This is a genomic window from Variovorax sp. P4_B10 (genome assembly GCF_056402375.1).
This window is the reverse complement of record NZ_JBFUHN010000064.1, coordinates 17,965-42,037: the sequence shown is the minus strand read 5'-3', so window position 1 is coordinate 42,037 and position 24,073 is coordinate 17,965. Positions and strand designations below refer to the sequence as shown.

The 24,073-nt window shown below is 66.3% G+C and carries 23 protein-coding genes; 21 read left to right on the top strand and 2 right to left on the bottom strand.

Features of this window, described 5'->3' with window-relative positions; genetic code table 11:
* The 21 genes from gyrA to mnhG form a co-directional block, all read left to right on the top strand.
* A partial coding sequence (gene gyrA, locus AC1DXX_RS24715) for a DNA gyrase subunit A (RefSeq protein ID WP_478136854.1) occupies positions 1 to 2,517 on the top strand: 2,517 nt, incomplete at its 5' end.
* Positions 2,514 to 3,104 (top strand): DUF2059 domain-containing protein, encoded by a 591-nt coding sequence (locus AC1DXX_RS24710; protein ID WP_478136853.1) that lies wholly within the window; start codon positions 2,514 to 2,516, stop codon positions 3,102 to 3,104. The genes gyrA and AC1DXX_RS24710, both read left to right, overlap by 4 nt.
* A gap of 7 nt (positions 3,105 to 3,111) precedes the next feature.
* On the top strand, positions 3,112 to 4,242 hold the full coding sequence (gene serC / locus AC1DXX_RS24705; protein ID WP_478136852.1) for a 3-phosphoserine/phosphohydroxythreonine transaminase: 1,131 nt from the start codon (positions 3,112 to 3,114) through the stop codon (positions 4,240 to 4,242).
* 25 nt (positions 4,243 to 4,267) lie between these two features.
* Positions 4,268 to 5,389: a prephenate dehydratase gene (pheA, locus tag AC1DXX_RS24700; RefSeq protein WP_478136851.1), complete on the top strand. Its 1,122-nt coding sequence runs from the start codon at positions 4,268 to 4,270 to the stop codon at positions 5,387 to 5,389.
* Between the two features lie 15 nt (positions 5,390 to 5,404).
* A complete protein-coding gene (locus AC1DXX_RS24695; RefSeq protein WP_478136850.1) occupies positions 5,405 to 6,298 on the top strand; it encodes a prephenate dehydrogenase in 894 nt (297 codons plus the stop codon).
* Between the two features lies 1 nt (position 6,299).
* The gene (locus AC1DXX_RS24690) at positions 6,300 to 8,312 is read left to right on the top strand and encodes a bifunctional 3-phosphoshikimate 1-carboxyvinyltransferase/cytidylate kinase (RefSeq protein WP_478136849.1); all 2,013 of its coding nucleotides are present in this window, start codon (positions 6,300 to 6,302) and stop codon (positions 8,310 to 8,312) included.
* A 195-nt stretch (positions 8,313 to 8,507) separates the two neighbouring features.
* A complete protein-coding gene (rpsA, locus tag AC1DXX_RS24685; RefSeq protein ID WP_012746757.1) occupies positions 8,508 to 10,196 on the top strand; it encodes a 30S ribosomal protein S1 in 1,689 nt (562 codons plus the stop codon).
* A 72-nt stretch (positions 10,197 to 10,268) separates the two neighbouring features.
* Positions 10,269 to 10,592, top strand: a complete 324-nt coding sequence (locus AC1DXX_RS24680; RefSeq protein WP_013540224.1) for an integration host factor subunit beta — start codon at positions 10,269 to 10,271, stop codon at positions 10,590 to 10,592.
* Positions 10,593 to 10,638: 46 nt separating this feature from the next.
* Complete coding sequence (locus tag AC1DXX_RS24675; RefSeq protein WP_478136848.1) at positions 10,639 to 10,971, top strand: LapA family protein; 333 nt, start codon at positions 10,639 to 10,641, stop codon at positions 10,969 to 10,971.
* Positions 10,961 to 12,136, top strand: a complete 1,176-nt coding sequence (gene lapB / locus AC1DXX_RS24670) for a lipopolysaccharide assembly protein LapB (protein WP_478136847.1) — start codon at positions 10,961 to 10,963, stop codon at positions 12,134 to 12,136. The genes AC1DXX_RS24675 and lapB overlap by 11 nt, the downstream gene beginning before the upstream one ends.
* Positions 12,137 to 12,282: 146 nt before the next feature.
* Positions 12,283 to 12,609: a ComEA family DNA-binding protein gene (locus AC1DXX_RS24665; protein WP_478136846.1), complete on the top strand. Its 327-nt coding sequence runs from the start codon at positions 12,283 to 12,285 to the stop codon at positions 12,607 to 12,609.
* Between the two features lie 164 nt (positions 12,610 to 12,773).
* Positions 12,774 to 13,742 (top strand): TRAP transporter substrate-binding protein, encoded by a 969-nt coding sequence (locus AC1DXX_RS24660; protein WP_478136845.1) that lies wholly within the window; start codon positions 12,774 to 12,776, stop codon positions 13,740 to 13,742.
* A gap of 3 nt (positions 13,743 to 13,745) precedes the next feature.
* On the top strand, positions 13,746 to 14,279 hold the full coding sequence (locus AC1DXX_RS24655) for a TRAP transporter small permease (protein WP_478136844.1): 534 nt from the start codon (positions 13,746 to 13,748) through the stop codon (positions 14,277 to 14,279).
* 22 nt (positions 14,280 to 14,301) lie between these two features.
* Entirely contained in the window at positions 14,302 to 15,615 is a 1,314-nt protein-coding gene (locus AC1DXX_RS24650) for a TRAP transporter large permease (protein ID WP_478136843.1), read from the top strand.
* Between the two features lie 127 nt (positions 15,616 to 15,742).
* Positions 15,743 to 16,120, top strand: a complete 378-nt coding sequence (crcB, locus tag AC1DXX_RS24645; RefSeq protein WP_478136842.1) for a fluoride efflux transporter CrcB — start codon at positions 15,743 to 15,745, stop codon at positions 16,118 to 16,120.
* Positions 16,121 to 16,196: 76 nt separating this feature from the next.
* Positions 16,197 to 19,139, top strand: coding sequence for a monovalent cation/H+ antiporter subunit A (locus tag AC1DXX_RS24640; protein WP_478136841.1), 2,943 nt, complete (start codon positions 16,197 to 16,199; stop codon positions 19,137 to 19,139).
* A complete protein-coding gene (locus AC1DXX_RS24635; protein ID WP_478136840.1) occupies positions 19,139 to 19,492 on the top strand; it encodes a Na+/H+ antiporter subunit C in 354 nt (117 codons plus the stop codon). Before AC1DXX_RS24640 ends, AC1DXX_RS24635 begins: the two co-directional genes overlap by 1 nt.
* A 41-nt stretch (positions 19,493 to 19,533) precedes the next feature.
* Positions 19,534 to 21,207: a monovalent cation/H+ antiporter subunit D gene (locus tag AC1DXX_RS24630; protein ID WP_478136855.1), complete on the top strand. Its 1,674-nt coding sequence runs from the start codon at positions 19,534 to 19,536 to the stop codon at positions 21,205 to 21,207.
* On the top strand, positions 21,204 to 21,695 hold the full coding sequence (locus tag AC1DXX_RS24625; RefSeq protein WP_478136839.1) for a Na+/H+ antiporter subunit E: 492 nt from the start codon (positions 21,204 to 21,206) through the stop codon (positions 21,693 to 21,695). Before AC1DXX_RS24630 ends, AC1DXX_RS24625 begins: the two co-directional genes overlap by 4 nt.
* Positions 21,692 to 21,970 (top strand): K+/H+ antiporter subunit F, encoded by a 279-nt coding sequence (locus AC1DXX_RS24620; RefSeq protein ID WP_007829342.1) that lies wholly within the window; start codon positions 21,692 to 21,694, stop codon positions 21,968 to 21,970. Before AC1DXX_RS24625 ends, AC1DXX_RS24620 begins: the two co-directional genes overlap by 4 nt.
* Positions 21,967 to 22,323 (top strand): monovalent cation/H(+) antiporter subunit G, encoded by a 357-nt coding sequence (gene mnhG, locus AC1DXX_RS24615; RefSeq protein ID WP_478136838.1) that lies wholly within the window; start codon positions 21,967 to 21,969, stop codon positions 22,321 to 22,323. Before AC1DXX_RS24620 ends, mnhG begins: the two co-directional genes overlap by 4 nt.
* 23 nt (positions 22,324 to 22,346) lie before the next feature.
* Here mnhG and AC1DXX_RS24610 read toward each other — a convergent pair whose 3' ends face one another.
* Positions 22,347 to 23,369: an XdhC family protein gene (locus AC1DXX_RS24610; RefSeq protein WP_478136837.1), complete on the bottom strand. Its 1,023-nt coding sequence runs from the start codon at positions 23,367 to 23,369 to the stop codon at positions 22,347 to 22,349.
* A 14-nt stretch (positions 23,370 to 23,383) separates the two neighbouring features.
* Positions 23,384 to 24,061 (bottom strand): CoxG family protein, encoded by a 678-nt coding sequence (locus AC1DXX_RS24605; RefSeq protein ID WP_478136836.1) that lies wholly within the window; start codon positions 24,059 to 24,061, stop codon positions 23,384 to 23,386.
* Positions 24,062 to 24,073 lie beyond the last annotated feature (12 nt).

The window sequence follows — 24,073 nt, the reverse complement described above, 5'->3', positions numbered from 1 at the left end:
GTGCACCGGCGCGTGCTGTATGCCATGCACGAGCTCAACAACGACTGGAACCGGCCGTACAAGAAGTCGGCTCGTATCGTGGGTGACGTGATCGGTAAATACCATCCGCACGGCGATCAATCGGTTTACGACACCATCGTTCGATTGGCGCAGGACTTCTCCATGCGTCACATGCTGGTGGACGGCCAGGGCAACTTCGGCTCCGTGGATGGAGACAACGCAGCTGCAATGCGTTATACGGAAATCCGATTGGCCAAAATTGCGCATGAAATGCTGGCCGATATCGACAAGGAAACCGTCGACTTTCAGGACAATTACGACGGCTCTGAAAAAGAACCGAAAGTTTTGCCGAGCCAGCTGCCGAATTTGCTGGTCAATGGCTCCGGCGGCATTGCGGTCGGCATGGCTACCAATATCCCGCCGCACAACCTGAATGAGGTGGTGGACGCCTGCCTGCACCTGCTGCGCAACCCGCAAGCCACCATCGACGAACTGATGGAGATCGTGCCGGCGCCAGACTTCCCCACCGCCGGCATCATCTACGGCATCAACGGCGTGAAGGACGGCTACCGCACCGGCCGCGGCAAGGTCGTGATGCGCGCCAAGTGCCACTTCGAGGACATCGACCGCGGCCAGCGCCAGGCGATCATCGTCGACGAGCTCCCCTACCAGGTCAACAAGAAGACGCTGCAGGAGCGCATGGCCGAGCTGGTGCACGAGAAGAAGATCGAAGGCATCAGCCACATCCAGGACGAGTCGGACAAATCGGGCATGCGCCTGGTGATCGAGCTCAAGCGCGGCGAAGTGCCGGAGGTCGTGCTCAACAACCTGTACAAGCAGACGCAACTGCAGGACACCTTCGGCATCAACATGGTGGCGCTGGTCAATGGCCAGCCCAAGCTGTGCAACCTGAAGGACCTGATCGAGGTCTTCCTGCAGCACCGCCGCGAAGTGGTCACGCGCCGCACCGTCTTCACGCTGCGCAAGGCCCGCGAACGCGGCCATGTGCTCGAGGGCCTGGCCGTGGCGCTCGCCAACATCGACGAGTTCATCTCGATCATCCGCAACGCGCCGACGCCGCCCGTCGCCAAGGCCGAGCTGATGACCCGCAGCTGGGACAGCAAGCTGGTGCGCGAGATGCTCACGCGTTCGCGCGCCGACGGCGGCGTGATCAATGCCGACGACTACCGCCCCGAAGGCCTCGAGCGCGAATTCGGCATGGGTTCGGACGGCCTCTACCGCCTCTCGGAAACCCAGGCCCAGGAAATCCTGCAGATGCGCCTGCAGCGCCTGACCGGCCTCGAACAGGACAAGATCGTTGCCGAGTACAAGGACGTCATGGCCGAGATCGACGACCTGCTCGACATCCTGGCCAAGCCCGAGCGCGTGTCGGTCATCATCGGCGACGAGCTGGGCACCATCAAGCAGGAGTTCGGCCAGAGCAAGCTCGGCGCACGCCGCAGCCTGGTCGAGCACAGCGCATTCGACCTCTCGACCGAAGACCTGATCACCCCGACCGACATGGTGGTGACGCTCTCGCACAGCGGCTACATCAAGAGCCAGCCGCTGGGCGAGTACCGCGCGCAGAAGCGCGGCGGCCGCGGCAAGCAGGCCACCGCCACGAAGGAAGACGACTGGATCGACCAGCTCTTCATCGCCAACACGCACGACTACATCCTGTGCTTCTCCAACCGCGGCCGGCTCTACTGGCTCAAGGTGTGGGAAGTGCCGGCAGGTTCGCGCGGCTCGCGCGGCCGGCCGATCGTCAACATGTTCCCGCTGCAGGAAGGCGAGAAGATCAACGTCGCCCTTGCACTGACCGGCGAGAAGCGCAACTTCCCGGCCGACCAGTATGTGTTCATGGCAACCTCGATGGGCACGGTCAAGAAAACCGCACTCGACGAATTCAACAACCCGCGCAAGGGCGGCATCATTGCCGTCAACCTCGACGAGGGCGACTATCTGATCGGCGCCGCCCTCACCGACGGCAAGCATGACGTGATGCTCTTCAGCGACGGCGGCAAGGCCGTGCGCTTCGACGAGGAAGACGTCCGCCCGCTGGGCCGCAACGCCCGCGGCGTGCGCGGCATGTCGCTGGACCCCGGACAGGGCGTGATCGCGATGCTGGTGGCCGAGGACGAGCAGCAGAGCGTGCTCACCGCCACGGAAAATGGTTACGGAAAGCGAACAAGCATTACGGAATACACGCGTCATGGCCGCGGAACCAAAGGCATGATTGCGATTCAACAGAGTGAGCGCAACGGCAAGGTCGTTGCCGCCACTCTCGTGCATGCGGACGATGAGATCATGCTCATCACCGACAAGGGCGTGCTTGTGCGCACCCGGGTTGCCGAAATTCGTGAACTGGGTCGCGCGACGCAAGGCGTCACGCTGATCGGTCTCGACGAAGGCGCCAAACTCAGCGGGCTACAGCGTATCGTCGAAAACGATGCGAACGGCGACAGTGAGCCGGACGCGGACGATACTTCCACATCTTCAACGGAGAATCCTCAGTGAAAAAAATCAAACTCGCACTTCTGACGGCAGCTTTGGCCAGCAGCTCGATGGTCGCCATGGCCCAGGACAAGTCCGCGCTCATCAAGCAGTTCATCGAGATCCAGCGCCCCGGCATCGAATCGCTGGCGCGTGGCCTGGTCGAGCAGTCGAGCGCCCCCATCGCACAGGCCGGCTCGCAGTACCTGCAGACGCAGGTGCCGGAAGCCAAGCGCGAATCGGCGGCCAAGGCCGCCGACGCCGAGCTCAAGAAGTACTTCGACGACGCCTACCCACTCGTGCGCGACAAGGCCGTGCAACTGGCACCGGGCGCCCTGACCCCGCTGCTCGAGCAGAACTTCAACGAAGACGAACTCAAGCAGCTGCTGGCCTGGATCAACTCGCCGCTCAGCAAGAAGTACCAGGAACTGAACCCGAAGATGCAGACCGCATTGACGGAAAAGCTCGTGACAGAGACCCGCGCCGCCATCGAACCCAAGATGCGCGCGCTCGACACCAACGTCGCCAAGGCACTCGGCGCTCCGACCGACGCCGCAGCCCAAGGTTCCGCACCCGCCAAGGCGCCAGCCAAGGCTCCAGCCAAGAAGTAAAAGCAACGTGACCCAGCAGCAGACGCCGGCCGGCAAGCGCCCCTACAACTTCTCGGCCGGTCCGGCTGCCATGCCGGAGGCGGTGCTGCAGCGCGCCGCCGCCGAAATGCTCGACTGGCAGGGCAGCGGCATGAGCGTGATGGAGATGAGCCATCGCGGCAAGGAATTCGGCGCGATCTGCTCGCAGGCCGAAGCCGATATCCGCACGCTGCTGGCCGTGCCTTCCCACTTCCACATCCTGTTCATGCAGGGTGGCGGTCTCGGCGAGAACGCCATCGTGCCGATGAACCTGTCGCGCGGCACATCCGCCGACTTCGTGATCACCGGCAGCTGGAGCATCAAGTCGCACAAGGAAGCGCAGCGCTATTGCACTGCGCGCATTGCCGCGAGCAATGCCGACGACCAGCACACGAAGCTGCCCGATCCCTCGACCTGGCAACTCGCCAAGGAGGCCTCGTACGTGCACCTCTGCACCAACGAGACCATCAACGGCATCGAGTTCCATCAATTGCCCGACCTTGCCGCGCTCGGCAGCAATGCGCCGCTCGTCATCGACTTCTCGTCGCACGTCGCTTCGCGCAGCGTCGACTGGGGCCGCGTGGGCCTCGCCTTCGGCGGCGCGCAAAAGAACCTGGGCCCCGCCGGCCTGACGATCGTGATCGTGCGCGACGACCTGCTGGGCCATGCGCTCGAGATCTGCCCGAGCGCATTCAACTACAAGATCGTTGCCGACAACCACTCCATGTACAACACCCCGCCAACCTGGGGCATCTACATGGCGGGGCTGACGTTCCAGTGGCTGCTGCAGCAGACCGAGGGCGCGCTCACCGGCATCGCGGCCATGGAACAGCGCAACATCGAGAAGGCGAAGCTGCTGTACGGCTTCATCGACGGCTCCGACTTTTATGCCAACCGGATCGACCCGAGCTGCCGCTCGCGCATGAACGTGCCTTTCTTCCTGGCCGACGAAAGCCGCAACGAAGCTTTCCTGGCCGGCGCCCGCGAGGCCGGGCTGCTTCAGCTCAAGGGCCACAAGTCGGTCGGCGGCATGCGCGCCAGCATTTACAACGCCATGCCGCTGGCAGGGGTGCAGGCACTTGTGAGCTACATGCGAGAATTCGAGCGATCGCATGCCTAGGCGCATGCCCTAGCTGCTCGCACCGATGACCGCCTCCGCTCCAACACCGCCCTCCTCCCCCGACAAATCCGAAGGCCTGGCCGATCTGCGTGTGCAGATCGACTCGCTCGACCAGCGCCTGCTGAGCCTGCTCAACGAGCGCGCCCATGTGGCCGAGTTGGTCGGCGAGGTCAAGAAACGCGAGGGCACGCCGTTCTTCCGCCCCGATCGCGTCGCCCAAGTCATCGACAAGATGCAGAAAAGCAATGGGGGCCCGCTCAAGGACCTGCATGTGGCGGCTATCTGGCGCGAAATCATGTCGGCCTGCCTGGCCCTCGAATCACCGCAGCGCGTGGCCGTTCTGGGCCCCGAAGGCACCTTCTGCGAACAGGCCGCCATCGAGTACTTCGGCGGCGCCGCCGACCTGATCTACTGCGCCAGCTTCGACGAAGTCTTCCACGCCACTGCCGCGGGCAGCGCCCAATACGGCGTGGTCGGCGTCGAGAACTCGACCGAAGGCGTGGTCACGCGCTCGCTCGACCTGTTCCTGCATTCCCCGACCCACGTCGTCGGTGAAGTCAGCCTGCTGGTGCGCCACCACCTCCTGCGCAGCAGCAACTCGCTCGAAGGCATCGAAGCCGTGCTCGCCCATCCCCAGGCGCTCGCGCAATGCCAGACCTGGCTCTCCAAGCACCTGCCCAATGCCGAGCGGCGCGCCGTGTCGAGCAACGCCGAGGGCGCCCGGCTCGCGGCCACCAACCCGGCCTGGGCAGCACTCGCGGGCGAACGCGCCGCCACGCGCTTCGGCCTGCACATCGTGGCGCATGCCATCCAGGACGACTCTTACAACCGCACCCGCTTCTCGGTGATCTGCCTGCCGCAGACGCTGGCCATGCCGCCGGCCTCCGGGCGCGATTGCACCAGCCTGATCGTCTCGGTGCCGAACCGGCCCGGCGCGGTGCACGACCTGCTCGTGCCGCTGAAGGCCAACAACGTGTCGATGACGCGTTTCGAATCGCGCCCCGCACGCACCGGCCAGTGGGAGTACTACTTCTACATCGACCTCGACGGCCACCCCTCGCAGCCCAACGTGGCTGCCGCACTGGCAGAGCTGCGCGGTCTCTGCGCGTTCTACAAGGTGCTTGGCGCCTACCCCGTCAAAGCCTGAGCCGGACAAACACACATGTTCGAGCAACTGGGATTGATCGGCTGCGGCCTGATGGGCGGCTCCTTTGCGCTCGCGCTCAAGCGCGCGAAGCTGGTGAAACGCGTGGTCGGCTACAGCAAGTCGCCCTCCACCACCGAGCGGGCACGCCAGCTCGGCGTGATCGACGTGGCAGCGCCCTCGGCGCTGCTGGCGGTGTCGGGTGCCGACCTCGTGCTGCTGGCCGTGCCGGTGGCCGCCTCGGAGGCCACCTTCAAGGCCATCCGCCACGGCATTTCGAACGACACGCTGGTGATGGACGTCGGCTCCACCAAGGGCGACGTGATCGAAGCCGCTCGCAATGGCCTGCAGAAGCAGTTCGCGAACTTCGTGCCGGCCCACCCGATTGCCGGCAAGGAAGTCTCCGGCATCGAGCACGCCGAGGCGTCGCTCTTCACCGGCCGTCAGGTCGTGTTGACACCGGTCAAGACCACGCTGCGCTCGAACGTTCAGCGCGCTTCGCAGGTCTGGAGCGGCATCGGCGCCCATGTGGTCACCATGACGTACGAAGAGCATGACGCCGCGTTCGCCGCCGTGAGCCACCTGCCGCACCTGCTGGCCTTCGCGTACACCAACGCCATCGCCGGGCAGCCGCAGGGCGACCGTTTCCTGAGCCTCGCGGGGCCGGGCTTCCGCGACTTCTCGCGCATCGCCGCCAGCGATCCGGTCATGTGGCGCGACGTGCTGCTTGCCAACCGCGAGCAGGTGCTGCAGCAGTCCCAGGCCTTCCGCAAGGCACTGCAGGATCTCGAGGCGCTGATGATCGCGGGCGACCTGCAGGCACTGGAGCAATCGATCGCTGCAGCCAGCAAGACGCGCGCCGCCTGGAAGCCGAATTCGAGTGCCGACGCCTCGGCCCAGCAGGACGCCTGACATGTTTTCGACGGCCTTTCTCGATCTTCCGCCCCTCGTGGGCGCCGCCGGCACGGTACGGCTGCCCGGCTCCAAGAGCATTTCCAACCGCGTGCTTCTGCTGGCCGCACTCGCAAGCGGCACCACCACGATCCACGACCTGCTCGACTCCGACGACACGCGCGTGATGCTCGACGCCCTGCGCGCGCTCGGTTGCGGCATCGATCCCGCGGGCAGCACGCTGCGCATCACCGGCCTCGGTGGCCAACTGAAACCCAACGAGACGCTGCTGCCGCTGTTCCTCGGCAACGCAGGCACCGCCATGCGCCCGCTGACCGCGGCGCTCGCCCTGCTCGGCGGCGAATTCGAGCTGAGCGGTGTGCCGCGCATGCACGAGCGGCCCATCGGCGACCTGGTCGATGCGCTGACCCAGCTCGGCTGCCACATCGACTATCTCGGCAACCCCGGCTACCCGCCGCTGCGCATCCATCCGGTAGCCCACGCCGACCTGGCGCTCGACGCGCCGATCCGCGTGCGCGGCGACGTATCGAGCCAGTTCCTGACCGCCCTGCTGCTCGCGCTGCCGCTCGCAGCCCGCAACAACATCGTGATCGAGGTGGTCGGCGAGCTGATCTCCAAACCCTACATCGAGATCACGCTGAACCTGCTGGCGCGCTTCGGCATCGCCGTGCGGCGCGATGGCTGGGAGCGCTTCACCATTCCCGCAGGCAGCCGCTACAGCTCGCCCGGCGACATCCACGTCGAAGCCGATGCTTCTTCTGCTAGCTATTTCATAGCGCTTGGCGCCATTGCGACGGGCGTTTCTGGCCAGAATGGCATCCGGATCGAGGGCGTGGGCGCCGATTCGATTCAGGGCGACATCCGCTTCATCGACGCGGCGCAACAGATGGGCGCGCTGGTCGACAGCGGCCCGAACTGGCTCGAAGTCCGCCGCGGCGCCTGGCCGCTCAAGGCCATCGACCTCGACGCGAACCACATCCCCGATGCCGCGATGACGCTCGCCGTCATGGCGCTCTACGCCGACGGCCCGAGCACCCTGCGCAACATCGCCAGCTGGCGGGTCAAGGAAACCGACCGCATCGACGCCATGGCCAACGAGCTGAAGAAGCTCGGCGCCACCGTCGAGGCCGGCCCGGACTTCATCCGCGTTCACCCGCTTGACCAAGCCGATTGGCAGGCGGCGAGCATCCGCACCTACGACGACCACCGTGTGGCGATGTGCTTCTCGCTCGCGGCGTTCAACCCGGCCGGGGTGCCGGTGCGCATCCTCGAGCCCCACTGCGTCGCCAAGACCTTCCCGGACTACTTCGAAACCCTGTTCTCGGTGGCCCAGCCCGCCGAGGTGCCGGTGATCTGCATCGACGGCCCGACCGCCTCGGGCAAGGGCACGCTCGCCGCCGAAGTGGCGCGCCTGCTGGGCTACCACTACCTGGATTCGGGCTCGCTCTACCGCGTGACAGGCCTCGCCATGCGCCGCGCCGGCCTTGGCGCCGATCCGCAGCACGAGGCGCAGATTGCCGCGCTGGCCGCCGCTCTTCCCCTGCATTTCGCCGAGGGCAAGGTCTTGCTGGCCGGCGAGGACGTGAGCGACGAAATCCGCACCGAAGCTGCAGGCATGGACGCCTCCCGCGTCTCCACGCTTCCCGCGGTGCGCGAAGCGCTTCTGGCTCTCCAGCAGCGCTTTCGCCAGCTCCCCGGCCTGGTGGCCGACGGCCGCGACATGGGCACCGTGATCTTCCCGGACGCCACGCTCAAGGTCTTCCTCACGGCCAGTGCCGCGCAGAGGGCGGAACGGCGCCATAAGCAGTTGATTTCAAAGGGTATTTCGACTACACTCGACAGTCTTCGCTCCGACTTGGAAGCGCGTGACGCCCGGGATTCGTCCCGCAACGTCGCCCCTCTCAAGCCGGCGCAGGATGCCCGCCACCTCGACAACTCCCAGCTGTCCATCGAGCAATCGATCGATACGGTGCTGAACTGGTGGCAGGAAGTACAGCCTTTCAAGTCCGCTTGAAAGGCTCGCGCCATCGGATTTTCCGGTGAGCGCATACCGCTCCAGCAGGCTCTTCTCGCGCGACAGCGCACCGGCCTGCTGGTTGTTCAACCAACCCGGGCACCAGCCCACAAAACCGCCGTCTCCAGACCCACAGCAGCCGCACGCAATTTCGCAATAGCGCCTGCCAACCCTGCCTGACGGAAGGAACCACAAATGTCTGAATCTTTTGCCGACCTATTCGAAGAGTCCCTGAAGCGTTCCGAAATGCGCACCGGCGAGGTCATCACGGCCGAAGTCGTGCGTGTCGAACACAACCACGTCGTCGTCAACGCCGGTCTGAAGTCCGAAGCGTACGTGCCGATCGAAGAGTTCAAGAACGACAAGGGCGAACTCGAAGTTCAGGCCGGTGACTTCGTTTCCGTTGCCATCGGCAGCGTTGAAAACGGCTACGGCGACACCATCCTCTCGCGCGACACCGCCAAGCGTCTGGCTTCGTGGCTCGCACTCGAGAAGGCCCTGGAATCGGGCGACTTCGTCACCGGTACCACCAGCGGCAAGGTCAAGGGCGGTCTCACCGTTCTGGTCAACGGCATCCGCGCGTTCCTGCCGGGCTCGCTGATCGACACGCGTCCGATCAAGGACCTGACCCCGTACGAAAACAAGACCCTCGAATTCAAGGTCATCAAGCTCGACCGCAAGCGCAACAACGTCGTGCTGTCGCGCCGTGCCGTGGTCGAAGCCAGCATGGGCGAAGAGCGCGCCAAGCTGATGGAAACCCTGAAGGAAGGCGCAGTCGTGCGCGGCGTCGTCAAGAACATCACCGAATACGGTGCGTTCGTCGACCTCGGCGGCATCGACGGTCTGCTGCACATCACCGACATGGCATGGCGCCGTGTCCGCCACCCGAGCGAAGTCGTTCAGGCCGGCCAGGAAATCACCGCCAAGATCCTCAAGTTCGACACCGAAAAGAACCGTGTCTCGCTGGGTCTCAAGCAAATGGGCGATGACCCGTGGATGGGCGTTTCGCGTCGCTACCCGCAATCGACCCGCCTGTTCGGCAAGGTCACGAACATTGCCGACTACGGCGCGTTCGTCGAACTCGAACCCGGCATCGAAGGCCTGGTGCACGTCTCCGAAATGGACTGGACCAACAAGAACATCGCTCCGAACAAGATCGTCTCGCTCGGCGACGAAGTCGAAGTCATGGTCCTCGAAATCGACGAAGACAAGCGCCGCATCAGCCTGGGCATGAAGCAGTGCAAGGCCAACCCGTGGCAAGAGTTCGCGCAAAACACCAAGCGCGGCGACCGCGTCAAGGGCCCGATCAAGTCGATCACCGACTTCGGCGTGTTCGTGGGTCTGGCTGCCGGCATCGACGGCCTGGTTCACCTCTCGGACCTCTCGTGGAACGAAGCCGGCGAAACCGCCGTTCGCAACTACAAGAAGGGCCAGGAAGTCGAAGCGATCGTGCTGGCTGTGGACGTCGACCGCGAGCGCATCAGCCTCGGCATCAAGCAGCTCGACAGCGACCCGTTCACCACGTTCACCACGGTGAACGACAAGGGCCAGATCGTGACCGGCAAGGTCAAGACGGTTGACGCCCGCGGCGCTGAAATCGACCTCGGCGAAGACATCATCGGCTACCTGCGTGCTTCGGAAATCTCGCGCGACCGCGTCGAAGATGCCCGCAACGTACTGAAGGAAGGCGACGAAGTCACCGCCATCGTCGTGAATGTGGATCGCAAGACCCGCAACATCCAGCTGTCGATCAAGCAGAAGGACATGGTCGACGAACAAGGCGCCATGGCCAACCTGAGCCAGCAGTCGGCACGCGAAAACGCGGGCACGACGAGCCTGGGCGCCCTGCTGCGCGCCAAGCTCGACAACAACGACAGCAAGTAAGCTGAGTCCGAAGACAGAGCAGGCCCTGGGGCCGCTCTGTCTTTTTTTTCGTCCACGTTTTTGCACTGGCCTATGACCCGCTCTGACCTCGTCGAAGAACTCGCAGCGCGCTTTGCGCAGCTCACGCACCGCGATGCCGAATACGCCGTCAAGACCATCCTCGACGCGATGAGCGACGCGCTGGTGCGCGGGCACCGCATCGAGATCCGCGGTTTCGGCAGCTTCTCGGTCAACCGGCGTCCTCCGCGCATCGGCCGCAATCCGCGTTCGGGCGAGAGCGTGCAGATTCCCGAGAAGCGGGTGCCGCACTTCAAGCCGGGCAAGGCATTGCGCGAGGCCGTCGATGCAAAGACCGCCGAGCTCGACGCCAAGGAAGCCAAGGGCCGCAAGGCCTGATCCGTGTCGATGCAAACGTAGAATGCTCCCGGCAACGGGAACGGCTATGAAATACCTCCTGTGGCTGCTCAAGGCAGCCATTTTTTTTACGCTCTTCGCTTTCGCGCTGAACAACCAGCACGACGCGACCGTCTATTTCTTCTTYGGCACCTACTGGCGCGCGCCGCTGGTGCTGGTCGTGCTCGCAGCCTTCGCGGGCGGCCTCGTGGTGGGCGCGCTCGGCATGCTGCCGGGTTGGTGGAAGCACCGTGCCGCCGCGGCGGCCCAGTCGCCCTCCGTGCCCGAAGCCTCGGCCACAACGGCGTCGACGGCGGCGCCTGCGCCGGCCCCCTCCATCTCCGCCACCGACCTCCCCGCCGTACGTCAACATGGACTTTGATCCCAGCTGGCTGCTGATCGGCCTGCCCGTCGCCTTCGTGCTCGGGTGGCTCGCATCGCGCTTCGACATTCGCCAGCTCAAACTCGAGAACAGGCAAGCCCCCAAGGCCTACTTCCGCGGCCTCAACTTCCTGCTCAACGAACAGCAGGACCAGGCCATCGACGCCTTCATCGAGGCCGTGCAGAACGACCCCGACACGCAGGAGCTGCACTTCGCGCTCGGCAACCTGTTCCGCCGCCGCGGCGAGTACCAGCGCGCCGTGCGCGTGCACGAGCACCTGCTGGGCCGCGGCGACCTGAGCCGTACCGACCGCGAGCGCGCCCAGCATGCGCTCGCCCAGGACTTCCTGCGCGCCGGCCTGCTCGACCGCGCCGAAGCTGCGCTGCAGAAGCTCGAAGGCACGCGCTACGAGAACGAGGCACGCCTCTCGCTGCTGGCCATCTACGAGCGCTCGCGCGAATGGGCCCAGGCCGCCGACGTGGCGCAGAAGCTCGACGAGTCCGATCAGGCGAGCTACAGCACACGCCGCGCCCATCACCTGTGCGAGCAGGCGACCGAGCGCGTGGCAGCCGGCGAACCGGCCGCAGCCGCCAAGCTGCTCGCCCAGGCCGTGGAACTGGCACCGCAGGCACCGCGCCCGGCCATCGACACCGCGACGCTGCAACTGCGCAACGGCGATGCGGCCGCGGCCTTCGACACGCTCTCGGCACTGAGCGACACCGCCCCTCTTGCCCTGCCGCTCTACGCAGCAGCGCTGCAGCAGGCGGCGGTGGCGGCGCACCGCGAAGGCGAAGCACTCGCGCTGCTGCAACGACGCTATGCCGAGTCACCCTCGATCGACGTGCTCGAAGCACTGATCGCACTCGGAGGTGCGCCGACAACGACGACCGCAGCCGGCAACGAACAGCCCGCCCCGCGCGATGGCTACATTGCCCACCTCGCACACCAGCCCTCGCTGGTCGCCGCATCGCGCTGGCTCGCGGGCGAGCGCTTCGAGCACGAGCAGTTCCATCCGCAGGTGCAGCGCGCACTCGACCAGGCCACCCGTCCCCTGATGCGCTACCGCTGCGCCGCCTGCGGCTTCGAAGCGCACCAGTACTTCTGGCACTGCCCCGGCTGCCAGGCCTGGGACAGCTATCCGCCGCGCCGCGTCGAAGAACTCTGAGCAAAGTTCCAATCACATTTCCGAACAATGGTCACCGGGGCGACGGCAAAGCGCGAAGCCGTCAACGCCCCTTTCCCTGCTTTCGTTGAACGCGAGCCGACGTCTTGTCGGCTGACAGTCAAATCAACAATGAGGGAGTTTCAATCATGTTCAAGAAGATCCTGGCCGCCACGGCCATGCTGTTTGCGGTCGTTTCGTTTGCCGCGGTCGATGCCAACAAGGGCAGCGCTGCCGAACTCGATGGCCTCAAGGGCGTCGGTCCGGCAATGTCCAAGCGCATCCTCGATGCACGCAAGCAAGGCGAGTTCAAGGACTGGCCCGACCTCATGCAGCGCGTCAAGGGCGTGAAGGAAAAGAAGGCGGAGAAGCTCTCGGCCGAAGGCCTCACGGTCAACGGCCAGGCCTTCGGTGGTGCGGCCGCTGCCGCAGCCGCACCCAAGTCCGGCAAGTCCGTCAAAGCCGCCAAGCCCTGAGCCTCGGCAGGCCATCCGCAAAAGCCGTCCTCGGGGCGGCTTTTTCATGTCCGGAAGATGTGCCGCTCGCGCGCAACATGGCAGGGAAATGYCTCAGGAAGTGGCCCGAAATTTGCACGTATGCTTCTTTTCGTTTTGCTTTCACTACATTCCGGAGCGCGCTCATGAATCACAAGTTCGGCATTGCCCTCGCGGGCCTCACCCTTGGCGCCGCAGCCTTCGCGCAGACCAAGTGGGACCTTCCCACCGCCTACCCCGCGACCAACTACCACACCGAAAACATCACGCAGTTCGCGAAGGACGTGGACGCCGCCACCGGCGGCAAGGTCAAGATCACGGTGCACGCCAATGCGTCGCTCTTCAAGGCGCCCGAAATCAAGCGCGCCGTGCAGAGCGGCCAGGCCCAGGCCGGCGAGATCCTGCTGGCCAATTACGCGAACGAGAACCCGATCTACGCGCTCGACGGCGTGCCCTTCCTCGCCACCACGTACCCGGAAGCGAAGAAGCTCTACGACGCCTCCAAGCCCGCCATGGAAAAGCTGCTCACGGCGCAGGGCATCAAGGTGCTGTTCGTGGTGCCATGGGCGCCGCAGGGCATCTACTCCAAGAAGGAGATCAGCTCGGTCGCCGACCTGCGCGGCATCAAGTGGCGCGCCTACAGCCCGGCCACAGCCAAGATCGCCGAACTGATCGGCGCACAGCCGGTGCAGATCCAGCAGGCCGAACTCAGCGCCGCCATGGCCACCGGCGTGATCGAAAGCTACATGAGTTCCGGCTCGACCGGCTACGACACCAAGACCTACGAGCACATCAAGAACTTCTACGACACCCAGGCCTGGATTCCGAAGAACGCGATCCTCGTCAACGCCAAGGCCTTCGACGCGCTCGACGCCACCACCAAGGCCGCCGTCACCAAGGCCGCGGCCGATGCCGAAGCCCGCGGCTGGAAGGTCGCGCAGGAAAAGAACGATGAGTACAAGCGCCTGCTGGCCGAGCGCGGCATGAAGGTCCACAAGCCTTCGCCGAAGCTCGACACCGACATGCGCCAGGTCGGCGGCATCATGCAGGCCGACTGGCTCAAGGCGGCCGGAGCCGACGGCGCCGCCATCGTCGACGCCTACAAGAAGAAGTAAGCCGTGCGTCGTTTCCTAGACCGTCTGTACGACGGTGCGGGCGCGCTCGGCGCGTTCTGCGTGTTCCTGATCTTCGTGCTGATGATCCTGGCCGGCGTGGGCCGCCAGATGAACTGGCACGTGAGCGGGCTCAACGACATCGTCTCCTGGCTGTGCGCCGCCGCCGCGTTTTTCGCGATGGCGCATGCCTTCAGGCACGGCGACTTCGTGCGGGTGACGCTGCTGCTCGAAGCCGTGCCGGCCAAGGTGCGGCGCGTGCTCGACGTGATCTGCCTGCTGATCGCGGCGGTGTCGGTGGCCTACCTCACCTACTGGGCCACCAGCTTCACCTACGAGAGCTACGAGTTCGCCGAAATGGCGACGGGCCTCGTCGTCATTCCGATCTGGATTCCGCAATCGACCTTCGTGATCGGCTGCTGGTTGCTGCTGATCGCGATGATCGACGAGCTGGTCGGCGTGGTGCGCGGCGAGAAGCCGAGCTACCAGCGCGCCATCGAAGAACGCCACGCGGCTGGCGACTTCTCCTCCGACGTCTGAACCACAACAACAAAGACACCCGATGCTCGAAACCCTTTTGATGGGCGCGCTGTTGCTCGGCATCATGCTGTTGCTGCTGGCAGGCGGCGTCTGGATCGCCATGACCCTGGCCATCGTCGGCTGGGTCGGCCAGGCCTTCTTCACCAACACGCTGCCGGGCAAGAACCTGTTCTCGGCTTTCTGGGAAAGCAACGCGAGCTGGGAGCTCGCGGCGCTGCCGCTCTTCATCTGGATGGGCGAGATCCTGTTCCGCACCAAGCTCAGCGAGGAGATGTTCGAAGGCCTGCGCCCCTGGCTCAACCGCGTGCCCGGCCGGCTGATGCACACCACCATCCTCGGCTGCGGCGTGTTCGGCTCGGTCTCGGGTTCGTCGGCCGCCACCTGCGCCACCATCGCCAAGGTGGCGCTGCCCGAGCTCAAGCGCCGCGGCTACAACGAGAAACTGGCCATCGGCTCGCTCGCCACCGCGGGCACGCTGGGCATCCTGATTCCGCCGTCGATCACGATGGTGGTGTATGCCGTGGCGGCGGACGCCTCGATCATCCGCATCTTCCTGGCCGGCTTCCTGCCGGGCTTCCTGCTGATGCTGCTGTTCTCGGGCTACATCGGCTGGTGGAGCCTGCGCAATCCCGACCAGGTGCCGCCGGCCGACCCGCCGACCACCTTCATGGAAAAGATCAGGCTCTCGGGCAACCTCATTCCCTGCGCGCTGCTGATCGTCTTCATCGTCTGGGTGCTGGTGGCGGGCTGGGCCACGGCCACCGAGTGCGCGGCCTTCGGCGTGCTGGGCTCGCTGGCCATCGCGGCGTACGGCAAGAGCCTCACCTGGAAGAACTTCAAGGACGGCATCATGGGCGCCACGCGCACCAGCTGCATGATCATGTTCATCCTGGCGGGCGCGGCCTTCCTGACCAAGACCATGGCCTTCACCGGCATCCCCCGCGAACTGGCCGAGTGGGTCGACAGCATGCACCTCTCGCCCTACGCGCTGATCGGTGCGCTGGTGGTGGTGTACCTGGTGCTGGGCACGGCGCTCGACGGCATCTCGATGATCGTGCTCACCAGCGCGGTGGTTCTGCCGATGATCCAGAAGGCCGGCTTCGACCTGATCTGGTTCGGCATCTTCATCGTGCTCCTGGTCGAGATCGCCGAGGTCACGCCGCCGGTGGGCTTCAACCTCTTCGTGCTGCAGAACATGACGGGGAAGGACAGCAACGTGATCGCCAAGGCGGCGATCCCGTTCTTCTTCTGCCTGGTGCTGTGCATCGTGCTGATCACGCTGTTCCCCAGCATCGTGACGATCCTGCCCGATGTGATCATGGGCAAGGAAAAATAGGCTCGCCCCCAGGCTTCGCGCACTTCGTGTCGCTTCTCCTTCCCCCTACCGGGGGCAACACCTGCGGCCCGGCAAAGCCGGTTCCGCGGTGTTTCTGGAACAGACAGAGAGCAGCTAAAGTCCCCACATGCTGCTGAACGTACTCGTCATCTGCCTCGCCGCCTGCGTCGGCTCCCTCATGCGCTGGGGTCTCGCCCTGTGGCTCAACCCGGGCAGCGTGCTGCCCTGGGGCACGCTGGCGGTGAACCTCATCGGCGGCTACCTGATCGGGGTGGCCATCGCCTTCTTCAACGGCCTGCCCGACATCGACCCGGCCTGGCGGCTCATGGTCATCACCGGCTTCCTGGGCACGCTCACCACCTTCTCCAGCTTCTCGGCGGAGGTGGTCGGCATGCTCGTCAGTGGCCGGCTCGGCCTCGCGCTGGGCACGGTGGCCCTGCACCTGGGCGGGTCGCTCTGCATGACCTGGCTCGGCCTGCGAACCGTGCAGGCTTTCTCGGGCTGAACGCTCGAAAAACTGCCTTATGTCCTGCGGTTATAGATAGGGCTCGCCAGAGGGCCGGTCGATAGAATCGACCGCAATGCCCCTGGTCTTTCTCGTCGCACTCCCCTTCATTGCCAGCGTGCTGGCCGCGTTGATGCCGTCCAACGCGCGCAACAGGGAGTCGACGCTTGCAGGACTCGTCGCACTCGGCTGCGCGATACAGGCCGCATGGTTCTTTCCGCAGGTCGCGCACGGCAATGTGCTGCGGCAAGAGATCGAGTGGCTGCCGGCCCTCGGCCTCAACCTCGTGTTCCGCATGGACGGCTTCGCCTGGCTGTTCTGCATGCTGGTGCTGGGCATCGGCGCGCTGGTGGTGCTCTACGCGCGCTACTACATGTCGGCCTCCGACCCGGTGCCGCGCTTCTTCTCGTTCTTTCTCGCGTTCATGGGCGCGATGATGGGCGTGGTGCTCTCGGGCAACCTCGTCCAGATGGTGCTGTTCTGGGAACTCACCAGCCTGTTTTCCTTCCTGTTGATCGGCTACTGGCACCACCGGCGCGACGCGCGGCGCGGCGCGCGCATGGCGCTCACCGTCACCGGCGCCGGCGGACTCTGCCTGCTGGCCGGCGTGCTGCTGCTGGGCCGCATCGTCGGCAGCTACGAACTCGACGTGGTGCTGGCCTCGGGCGACCTGATCCGTGCGCATGCACTCTACCCGGCCGTGCTGGTGCTGGTGCTGCTCGGCGCCTTCACCAAGAGCGCGCAGTTCCCGTTCCACTTCTGGCTGCCGCGCGCCATGGCCGCGCCCACGCCGGTATCGGCCTACCTGCACTCGGCCACGATGGTGAAGCTCGGCGTGTTCCTGATGGCGCGGCTGTGGCCTGTGTTGTCGGGCACCGAGCAATGGTTCTGGATGGTGGGCGGCGCGGGCGCGATCACGCTGCTGCTCGGCGGCTTCATCGCGATGTTCCAGCGCGACCTGAAGGCGCTCCTGGCCTACTCGACCCTCTCGCATCTCGGACTCATCACGCTGCTGCTGGGCCTCAACAGCCCGCTCGCGGCGGTGGCGGCCGTCTTCCATGTCATGAACCATGCGACCTTCAAGGCCTCGCTCTTCATGGCCGCCGGCATCATCGACCACGAGACCGGCACGCGCGACATCCGCAAGCTCAGCGGCCTGATGCGGCTCATGCCGATCACCGGCACGCTGGCCATCATCGCGAGCGCCTCGATGGCCGGCGTGCCGCTGCTCAACGGCTTTCTCTCCAAGGAGATGTTCTTCGCCGAGACGGTCTTCATCCAGTCCACGCCCTGGGTCGATTTCAGCCTGCCGGTCATCGCCACCATCGCCGGCATCTTCAGCGTGGCCTACTCCGCCCGCTTCGTGTTCGATGTGTTCTTCGGCCCGCCCTGCGGCGACGAGGTGCCCAGGCACCCGCACGAGCCGCCGCACTGGATGCGCGTGCCGGTCGAGCTGCTGGTGCTGGTCTGCCTCGTGGTGGGCGTGGCGCCGGCCTGGTCCATCGGTCCGCTGCTGGCGGCGGCCGCCACACCGGTGGTCGGCGGCACGCTGCCCGAATACAGCCTCGCCGTGTGGCACGGCTTCAACCTGCCGCTCATGATGAGCTTCGTCGCGCTGGCCGTGGGCACGGCGCTCTACCTGCTGCAGCGCCGCCGGCGCGCGGAAGGCGGCCTCGCACGCACGCCGCTGCTGCACCGCTTCGACGGACAGGCCATCTTCGAGCATCTGCTCGCGCTGCTGAGCGAAGCGGGCCGGCGCAGCCGCCGCCTGTTCGGCACGCGGCGCATGCAAACGCAGTTGCTGCTGCTGGTGGCGGTCGCCGCGGCGGGCGCGGCGGCGTCGCTCTGGGCGATGCCTGCCGCCCCCGGCACGCGCGAGCTGCTGCCCTTCTCGACGATGTTCGCCATGATGTGGCTCATCGGCGGCGTGTGTGCGCTCGCCGCCGCATGGCAGGCCAAGTTCCACCGGCTCGCCGCGCTGATGCTGGCCTCGGGCGCCGGGCTGGTCTCGTGCGTGACCTACATCTGGTTCTCCGCACCCGACCTGGCGTTGACGCAGCTGGTGGTCGAAGCCGTGACCACGGTACTGATCCTGCTGGGCCTGCGCTGGCTGCCGATGCGCAGCAAGGATGTCGTCCAACCCGCGCGCGCGCGCCTGCGCCCCTGGGGCCGCCGCGGCCGCGACCTGCTGGTGGCCACCATCGCCGGCGGCGGCATGGCCGCGCTGGCCTGGGCCGTGATGACGCGCACTTTCCCGCAGAGCATCTCGCCCTTCTTCCTCGACCGTGCGCTCACCGAAGGCGGCGGCACCAACGTGGTCAACGTGATGCTGGTCGACTTCCGCAGCTTCGACACCTTCGGCGAGATCACCGTGCTCGGCGTGGTGGCGCTCACCGTGTATGCGCTGCTGCGGCGCTTCCGCCCGGCCATCGAATCGATGGCGCTGCCGATCCAGCAGCGCCAGCAGGTCGACGACGGCAGCAGCGACCTGCTGAACCCGCGGCGCGCCACGGACACCGCCGTCGGCTACCTGATGGTGCCGGCCGTGCTGGTGCGTCTCCTGCTGCCGCTCGCGGTGCTGGTGTCGGTCTACTTCTTCATGCGCGGGCACAACGCGCCGGGCGGCGGCTTCGTCGCGGGGCTGGTGATGTCGGTGGCGCTGGTGCTGCAGTTCATCGTCTCGGGCACCGAGTGGGTGGAAGAGCACCTGCGCATCTACCCGCGCCGCTGGATCGCCGTCGGCCTCCTGTTCGCGCTGGCCACCGGCGGCGGCGCGGTGGTGTTCGGCTACCCGTTCCTGACCACGCACACCGCGCACCTGCACCTGCCGGTGCTGGGCGAGCTGCATGTGCCCAGCGCCCTCTTCTTCGACATCGGCGTGTTCGCGCTGGTGCTCGGCGCCACCATGCTGATCCTCACCGCGCTGGCCCACCAATCCATCCGCAGCCACCGCTGGGCCGACGAACAGGACGAAAAGAAGGCGCAATCCGGGTCCGAAGCCGTGGAGGGAGCGCACTGATGGAAATCGTGCTCGCCCTTGCCGTCGGCGTGTTGACCGGTTCGGGGGTCTACCTGCTGCTGCGCCCCCGCACCTTCCAGGTGATCATGGGCCTGACCCTGATCTCCTACGCGGTCAACCTCTTCATCTTCAGCATGGGCCGGCTCAAGGTCGACAGCGAGCCGGTGCTGATCAAGGGCTTCGAGGCCACGCTGACCAACACCGCCGACCCGATGCCGCAGGCCCTGGTGCTGACGGCCATCGTGATCGGCTTCGCGATGACGGCGCTGTTCCTCGTCGTCATGCTCGCCTCGCGCGGCCTCACCGGCACCGACCACGTGGACGGTGAAGAGCGAAAGGAGGCCGGCGAGTGACAGAGTTGTTCCACCTGCTCGACCGCTTCCTCGAGTTCAGCATGCCGCATCTCGTGGCAGTGCCGATCCTCGTGCCGATGCTCACCGCCGCGCTGATGCTGCTGCTGGGCGAGAACCGCCGCCGCGCCAAGTCGGCCCTGAGCGTGATCTCGGGCCTCGTCGGCCTGCTCGCCGCGCTCGCACTGCTGCGCTGGGTGAATGCGGCCGACACCGGCGGCGGCGCCGGCTCCATCGGCGTCTACCTGCCCGGCAACTGGCGCGCGCCCTTCGGCATCGTGCTGGTGGCCGACCGGCTCTCGACCCTGATGGTCGCACTCACCGGCGTGATCGCTTTCGCCGCCTCGATCTATTCCACCTCCCGCTGGGACCGCGCGGGCGTGCACTTCCATCCGCTGCTGCAGCTGCAGCTCATGGGCCTCAACGGCGCCTTCCTCACGGGCGACCTGTTCAACCTGTTCGTCTTCTTCGAGGTGATGCTCGCGGCCTCCTACGGCCTGCTGCTGCACGGCTCGGGCCGCCTGCGGGTACAGGCCGGGCTGCACTACATCGCGATCAACCTCGCGGCCTCGTCGCTGTTCCTGATCGGCGCGGCCATCCTCTACGGCGTGACCGGCACGCTCAACATGGCCGACCTCGGCGTGCGCATTGCCGAACTGGCGCCGGGCGACCGCGGCCTGGTGCATGCGGCTGCGGCCATCCTCGCCACGGCGTTTTTCGCCAAGGCGGGCGCGTGGCCACTCAACTTCTGGCTGGTACCGGCCTACAGCGCGGCGGTGTCGCCCGTGGGCGCCGTGTTCGCGCTGCTGACCAAGCTCGGCATCTACACCGTGCTGCGGCTGTGGACCGTGCTCTTCGCGCCCGACACCGGCGATTCGGCGGCGTTCGGGCAGGCCGCACTGATCGGCATCGGGCTCGCGACGCTGTTCGTCGGCGCCATCGGCATCGTCGGCACGCAACGGCTGTCGAACCTCGCGGGCTTCAGCGTGCTGGTGTCGGCCGGCACATTGCTGACGGCCGTCGGCCTCGGGCAACCGGCCGTGTGGGCGGGCGCGCTCTACTACCTGCTGAGTTCCACGCTCGCGGTCAGCGCCTTCTTCCTGCTGACCGACATGATCGAACGCTGGCGCAACGCCGGCATGAGCGTCGCACCGCACGAGGCGGCGGGCAATGCGCCTTTCCTCGCGGAAGACCTGCGCGTGCTCGACGACGTGAACCTCGACGACGAAGCGCAGGCGCTCTACGGCCGCGCAATTCCCGCCGGCGTGGCTTTCCTGGGACTGAGTTTCATGGGCTGCACCTTGCTGCTCGCGGGCCTGCCGCCGCTCTCGGGCTTCATCGGCAAGTTCGCGATGCTCTCGGGCGTGCTCGACGACAAGGGCATCACGACGGCCGCATGGACCTTCCTGGTGCTGCTGATCGTTTCGGGCTTCCTCTCGCTGATCGCGCTGAGCCGCACCGGCATCCGCCACTTCTGGACCCAGCCCCACCCCACCATGCCCTCGCTGCCCGCACTCGAGGTGTTGCCCGTGGCAGCGCTGCTCGCGGCCTGCGTGGCACTGACCGTCTGGGCCGGGCCCGTGATGCAACACGCACAGGCCACCGCCGACGGACTGAAGGCACCCGAGGCCTACCGCAACGCCGTGATGGGCGCCACGCAGGTGCCCAACCCGGTGGTCGCTCCGGCCAGGATGCCAGTGAAGGGAACAGCCCCATGAAGCGCTGGATTCCCTCCCCGCCGCTGTCGTTCGCGCTCTTCATCGTCTGGCTGCTGCTCAACCAGTCGCTCGAAGCGGCCACGCTGGCTTCGGCTGCGGCGCTGGCCGTTGCCGTGCCGCTGCTGACCAAGGGCCTGCGCCCGGCCACCGTGCGCATGCGCAGGCCCGGCGTCGCGTTGCGGCTGTCCTTCGCCGTGACCTACGACATGCTGAAGTCGGCCTGCGACGTGGCGCGGCTGCTGCTGACGCGCCGCACCTCGCGCATCGCCTCGAAGTTCGTGCAGATCCCGCTCGAGATGCGCGACCCCAACGGGCTCGCGGTGCTCGCCATGGTCATGTGCCTCACGCCCGGCACCGCCTGGGGCGAAGTGGCATTCGACCGCAGCATGCTGCTGATCCACGTGTTCGACCTGGACGACGAGGCCGCCTTCGTCGCCATGATCAAGACGCGCTACGAACGCCCGCTGATGGAGATCTTCGAATCATGACGCCGATCCTTTTCTGGGCCCTCAAGTTCGCACTCTTCCTGCTTGCAGTGGCCATGCTCTGCGCGCTCTCGCGGCTCTTGATCGGACCGTCCGCGCAAGACCGCGTGATGGCGCTCGACTGCCTCTACATCAACGGCATGCTGATGATGCTGGTGCTCGGCATCGTCTATGCGAGCAACGTGTACTTCGAGGCCGCGATGCTGATCGCGCTGTTCGGCTTCGTGGGCTCGACGGCCATGGCCAAGTTCCTGCTGCGCGGGGAGGTGATCGAATGAACGATTTCATCGTGGGGCCGCTGCCGCTGTGGGCCGAGATCGTTACCGCCGTATTCGCCGTACTGGGCGCGGCCTTCGCGGCCATCGGCTCCTTCGGCCTCGTGCGGCTGCCCACCTTCTTCCGCCGCATCCATTCGCCCACGCTGGGCGCCACGGTGGGGGTGTGGTGCATGACCATCGCCACCATCGTCTACTTCTCGGTGCAGGGGTACAGCCTGTTCCTGCACGCGATCCTGATCGTGCTGTTCATCGCGCTCACCGCGCCGATCACCACCATCTTCCTGATGCGCGCCGCGCTGTTCCGCGAACGGCAAAAGGGTGGCGACGTGCCGCCCCAGGCGAAGTCGGGCTGAGCAACGAAAGCGAAGCCGGCGATTCAGCTCATCGCGAGCTGCTGCATGCCCTTGGCGCGCGCCACTTCCACTTCGCGCGGCAGCGTCACCGCGTTCTTCACCGCAAGAATCTCGGCCATCACGCTCACCGCGATCTCGGGCGGCGTCTTGCTGCCGATGTAGATGCCGATGGGGCCGCGCAGGCGCGCGAGCGATTCGGCCGTCTGGTCGAAGTGCTCGATCATGCGGTCGCGCCGCGCATCGGCATTGCGGCGCGAGCCGATGGCGCCCACGTAGAAGGCCTCGCTCTGCAGCGCCTCGAGCAGCGCGAGGTCGTCGAGCTTGGGATCGTGCGTGAGCGCCACCACGCAGCTGCGGCGGTCGGGCTTGAAGGCCAGCACCGCGTCGTCGGGCATCTCGGTGGTGATCGTCACGCCCGTCAGGGACCAGGCGGTACGGTACTCGGCGCGCGGGTCGCACAGCGTCACGGCGAAGCCGCTGAACTTGGCCATGGTCGCGAGGTACTCGGCCAGCTGCCCGGCGCCGATCAGCAACATGCGGTACTCGGGGCCGAAGGTGTTGGTGAGCTCGGTGCCGTCCACCTTGAGCGCGTCGGGCGCAGTGGCTTCGGCGAGCCGTACGGCGCCGGTTGCGAGCGTCACCGTGCGCTGCATCAGCCGGCCTTTTTCGAGCTCGGCCACCAGCGTGTCGAGCGAGGCGGCGTCGGGGTCGTATTCGAGCAGCAGCTCCAGCGTGCCGCCGCAAGGCAGCCCGAAGCGGTGCGCCTCGTCGGCCGTGATGCCGTACTTCACGAGCGCGGGCGGCGCCCCCAGGGGCACGTCCTCGCCGTTGCCGTGTGCGTGGCTGTAGCGCGCGATCAGGTCGTCCTCGATGCAGCCACCGGAGACCGAGCCCACCACCGCGCCGTCGTCCGCCAGCGCCATGATCGAGCCGACCGGGCGTGGCGACGAGCCCCAGGTGCGCACCACTGTCGTCAGCAGCGCGCGTTTGCCGGCACGCCGCCAGTCGCGCAGCGTGCGCAGCACCATGACGTCGAGATTTTCCATGGCGTGATCCGTCTTCAGCCCGCGTCGCCCGGTGCGGCGGACGCTTCCTTGTCGTCCTTCTTGCCGAGGCCGATCTTCTTCATGAGGCCGGACATGACGCCGGTCTTCTCTGCGGGGGCCTCGGCGGCCGTTTCGGCGGCAATAGCGGGCGGCGGCCCGTAGCGGCTCTGCATCTCGGCCTCGAAGCGCTTGAAGAAATCGTCGGCGGTCGACTTGGCGGCGCCGTCGATCAGGCGCTGGCCCAGCTGGGCGATCTTGCCGCCGACCTGGGCCTGCACGGTGTAGTCGAGTTCGCAGCCGGCGGGCGACGGCGCGGCGTCGGCCGGGACGGCTTCTACCGCGGCTTCCACGCCATCGGCTGCCGGCGGCACGGGCGCCGCGTCAACGACACCAGCCACCGGCTTGAGCGTGACGCTCGACGATCCCTTGGCGAAGCCTGCCACGCCGCCCTGCCCCTCGAAGGTGAGCTTGTAGCCATCGGGCGCGACGATGTCCGACAACACCACCTTGCCGTTGAACTTGGCCGACACCGGGCCGATCTTGACCGCAAGCGCCACGCTGTACTGGTTGTCGCCCGTGAGCTCGAACTTGTCGCAGCCGGGAATGCACTTCTTGAGCGTCTCGGGATCGTTGAGCGCCTCCCAGGCCTGTTGTTGGGTGACGCCGAGGCGGCGGTTTCCGAGCATTTCCATGGTGGGTCTTCC

Bases quoted from the DNA above. Each gene is read 5' to 3' on its own strand.
- AC1DXX_RS24610 (WP_478136837.1), bottom strand. From the start codon at position 23,369: ATGGAAAATCTCGACGTCATGGTGCTGCGCACGCTGCGCGACTGGCGG.
- AC1DXX_RS24660 (WP_478136845.1), top strand. From the start codon at position 12,774: ATGAATCACAAGTTCGGCATTGCCCTCGCGGGCCTCACCCTTGGCGCC.
- AC1DXX_RS24605 (WP_478136836.1), bottom strand. From the start codon at position 24,061: ATGGAAATGCTCGGAAACCGCCGCCTCGGCGTCACCCAACAACAGGCC.
- mnhG (WP_478136838.1), top strand. From the start codon at position 21,967: ATGAACGATTTCATCGTGGGGCCGCTGCCGCTGTGGGCCGAGATCGTT.
- lapB (WP_478136847.1), top strand. From the start codon at position 10,961: ATGGACTTTGATCCCAGCTGGCTGCTGATCGGCCTGCCCGTCGCCTTC.
- AC1DXX_RS24695 (WP_478136850.1), top strand. From the start codon at position 5,405: ATGTTCGAGCAACTGGGATTGATCGGCTGCGGCCTGATGGGCGGCTCC.
- pheA (WP_478136851.1), top strand. From the start codon at position 4,268: ATGACCGCCTCCGCTCCAACACCGCCCTCCTCCCCCGACAAATCCGAA.
- rpsA (WP_012746757.1), top strand. From the start codon at position 8,508: ATGTCTGAATCTTTTGCCGACCTATTCGAAGAGTCCCTGAAGCGTTCC.
- AC1DXX_RS24665 (WP_478136846.1), top strand. From the start codon at position 12,283: ATGTTCAAGAAGATCCTGGCCGCCACGGCCATGCTGTTTGCGGTCGTT.
- AC1DXX_RS24635 (WP_478136840.1), top strand. From the start codon at position 19,139: ATGGAAATCGTGCTCGCCCTTGCCGTCGGCGTGTTGACCGGTTCGGGG.
- AC1DXX_RS24640 (WP_478136841.1), top strand. From the start codon at position 16,197: ATGCCCCTGGTCTTTCTCGTCGCACTCCCCTTCATTGCCAGCGTGCTG.
- AC1DXX_RS24680 (WP_013540224.1), top strand. From the start codon at position 10,269: ATGACCCGCTCTGACCTCGTCGAAGAACTCGCAGCGCGCTTTGCGCAG.
- AC1DXX_RS24630 (WP_478136855.1), top strand. From the start codon at position 19,534: ATGCCGCATCTCGTGGCAGTGCCGATCCTCGTGCCGATGCTCACCGCC.
- crcB (WP_478136842.1), top strand. From the start codon at position 15,743: ATGCTGCTGAACGTACTCGTCATCTGCCTCGCCGCCTGCGTCGGCTCC.
- AC1DXX_RS24625 (WP_478136839.1), top strand. From the start codon at position 21,204: ATGAAGCGCTGGATTCCCTCCCCGCCGCTGTCGTTCGCGCTCTTCATC.
- AC1DXX_RS24690 (WP_478136849.1), top strand. From the start codon at position 6,300: ATGTTTTCGACGGCCTTTCTCGATCTTCCGCCCCTCGTGGGCGCCGCC.
- AC1DXX_RS24620 (WP_007829342.1), top strand. From the start codon at position 21,692: ATGACGCCGATCCTTTTCTGGGCCCTCAAGTTCGCACTCTTCCTGCTT.
- AC1DXX_RS24650 (WP_478136843.1), top strand. From the start codon at position 14,302: ATGCTCGAAACCCTTTTGATGGGCGCGCTGTTGCTCGGCATCATGCTG.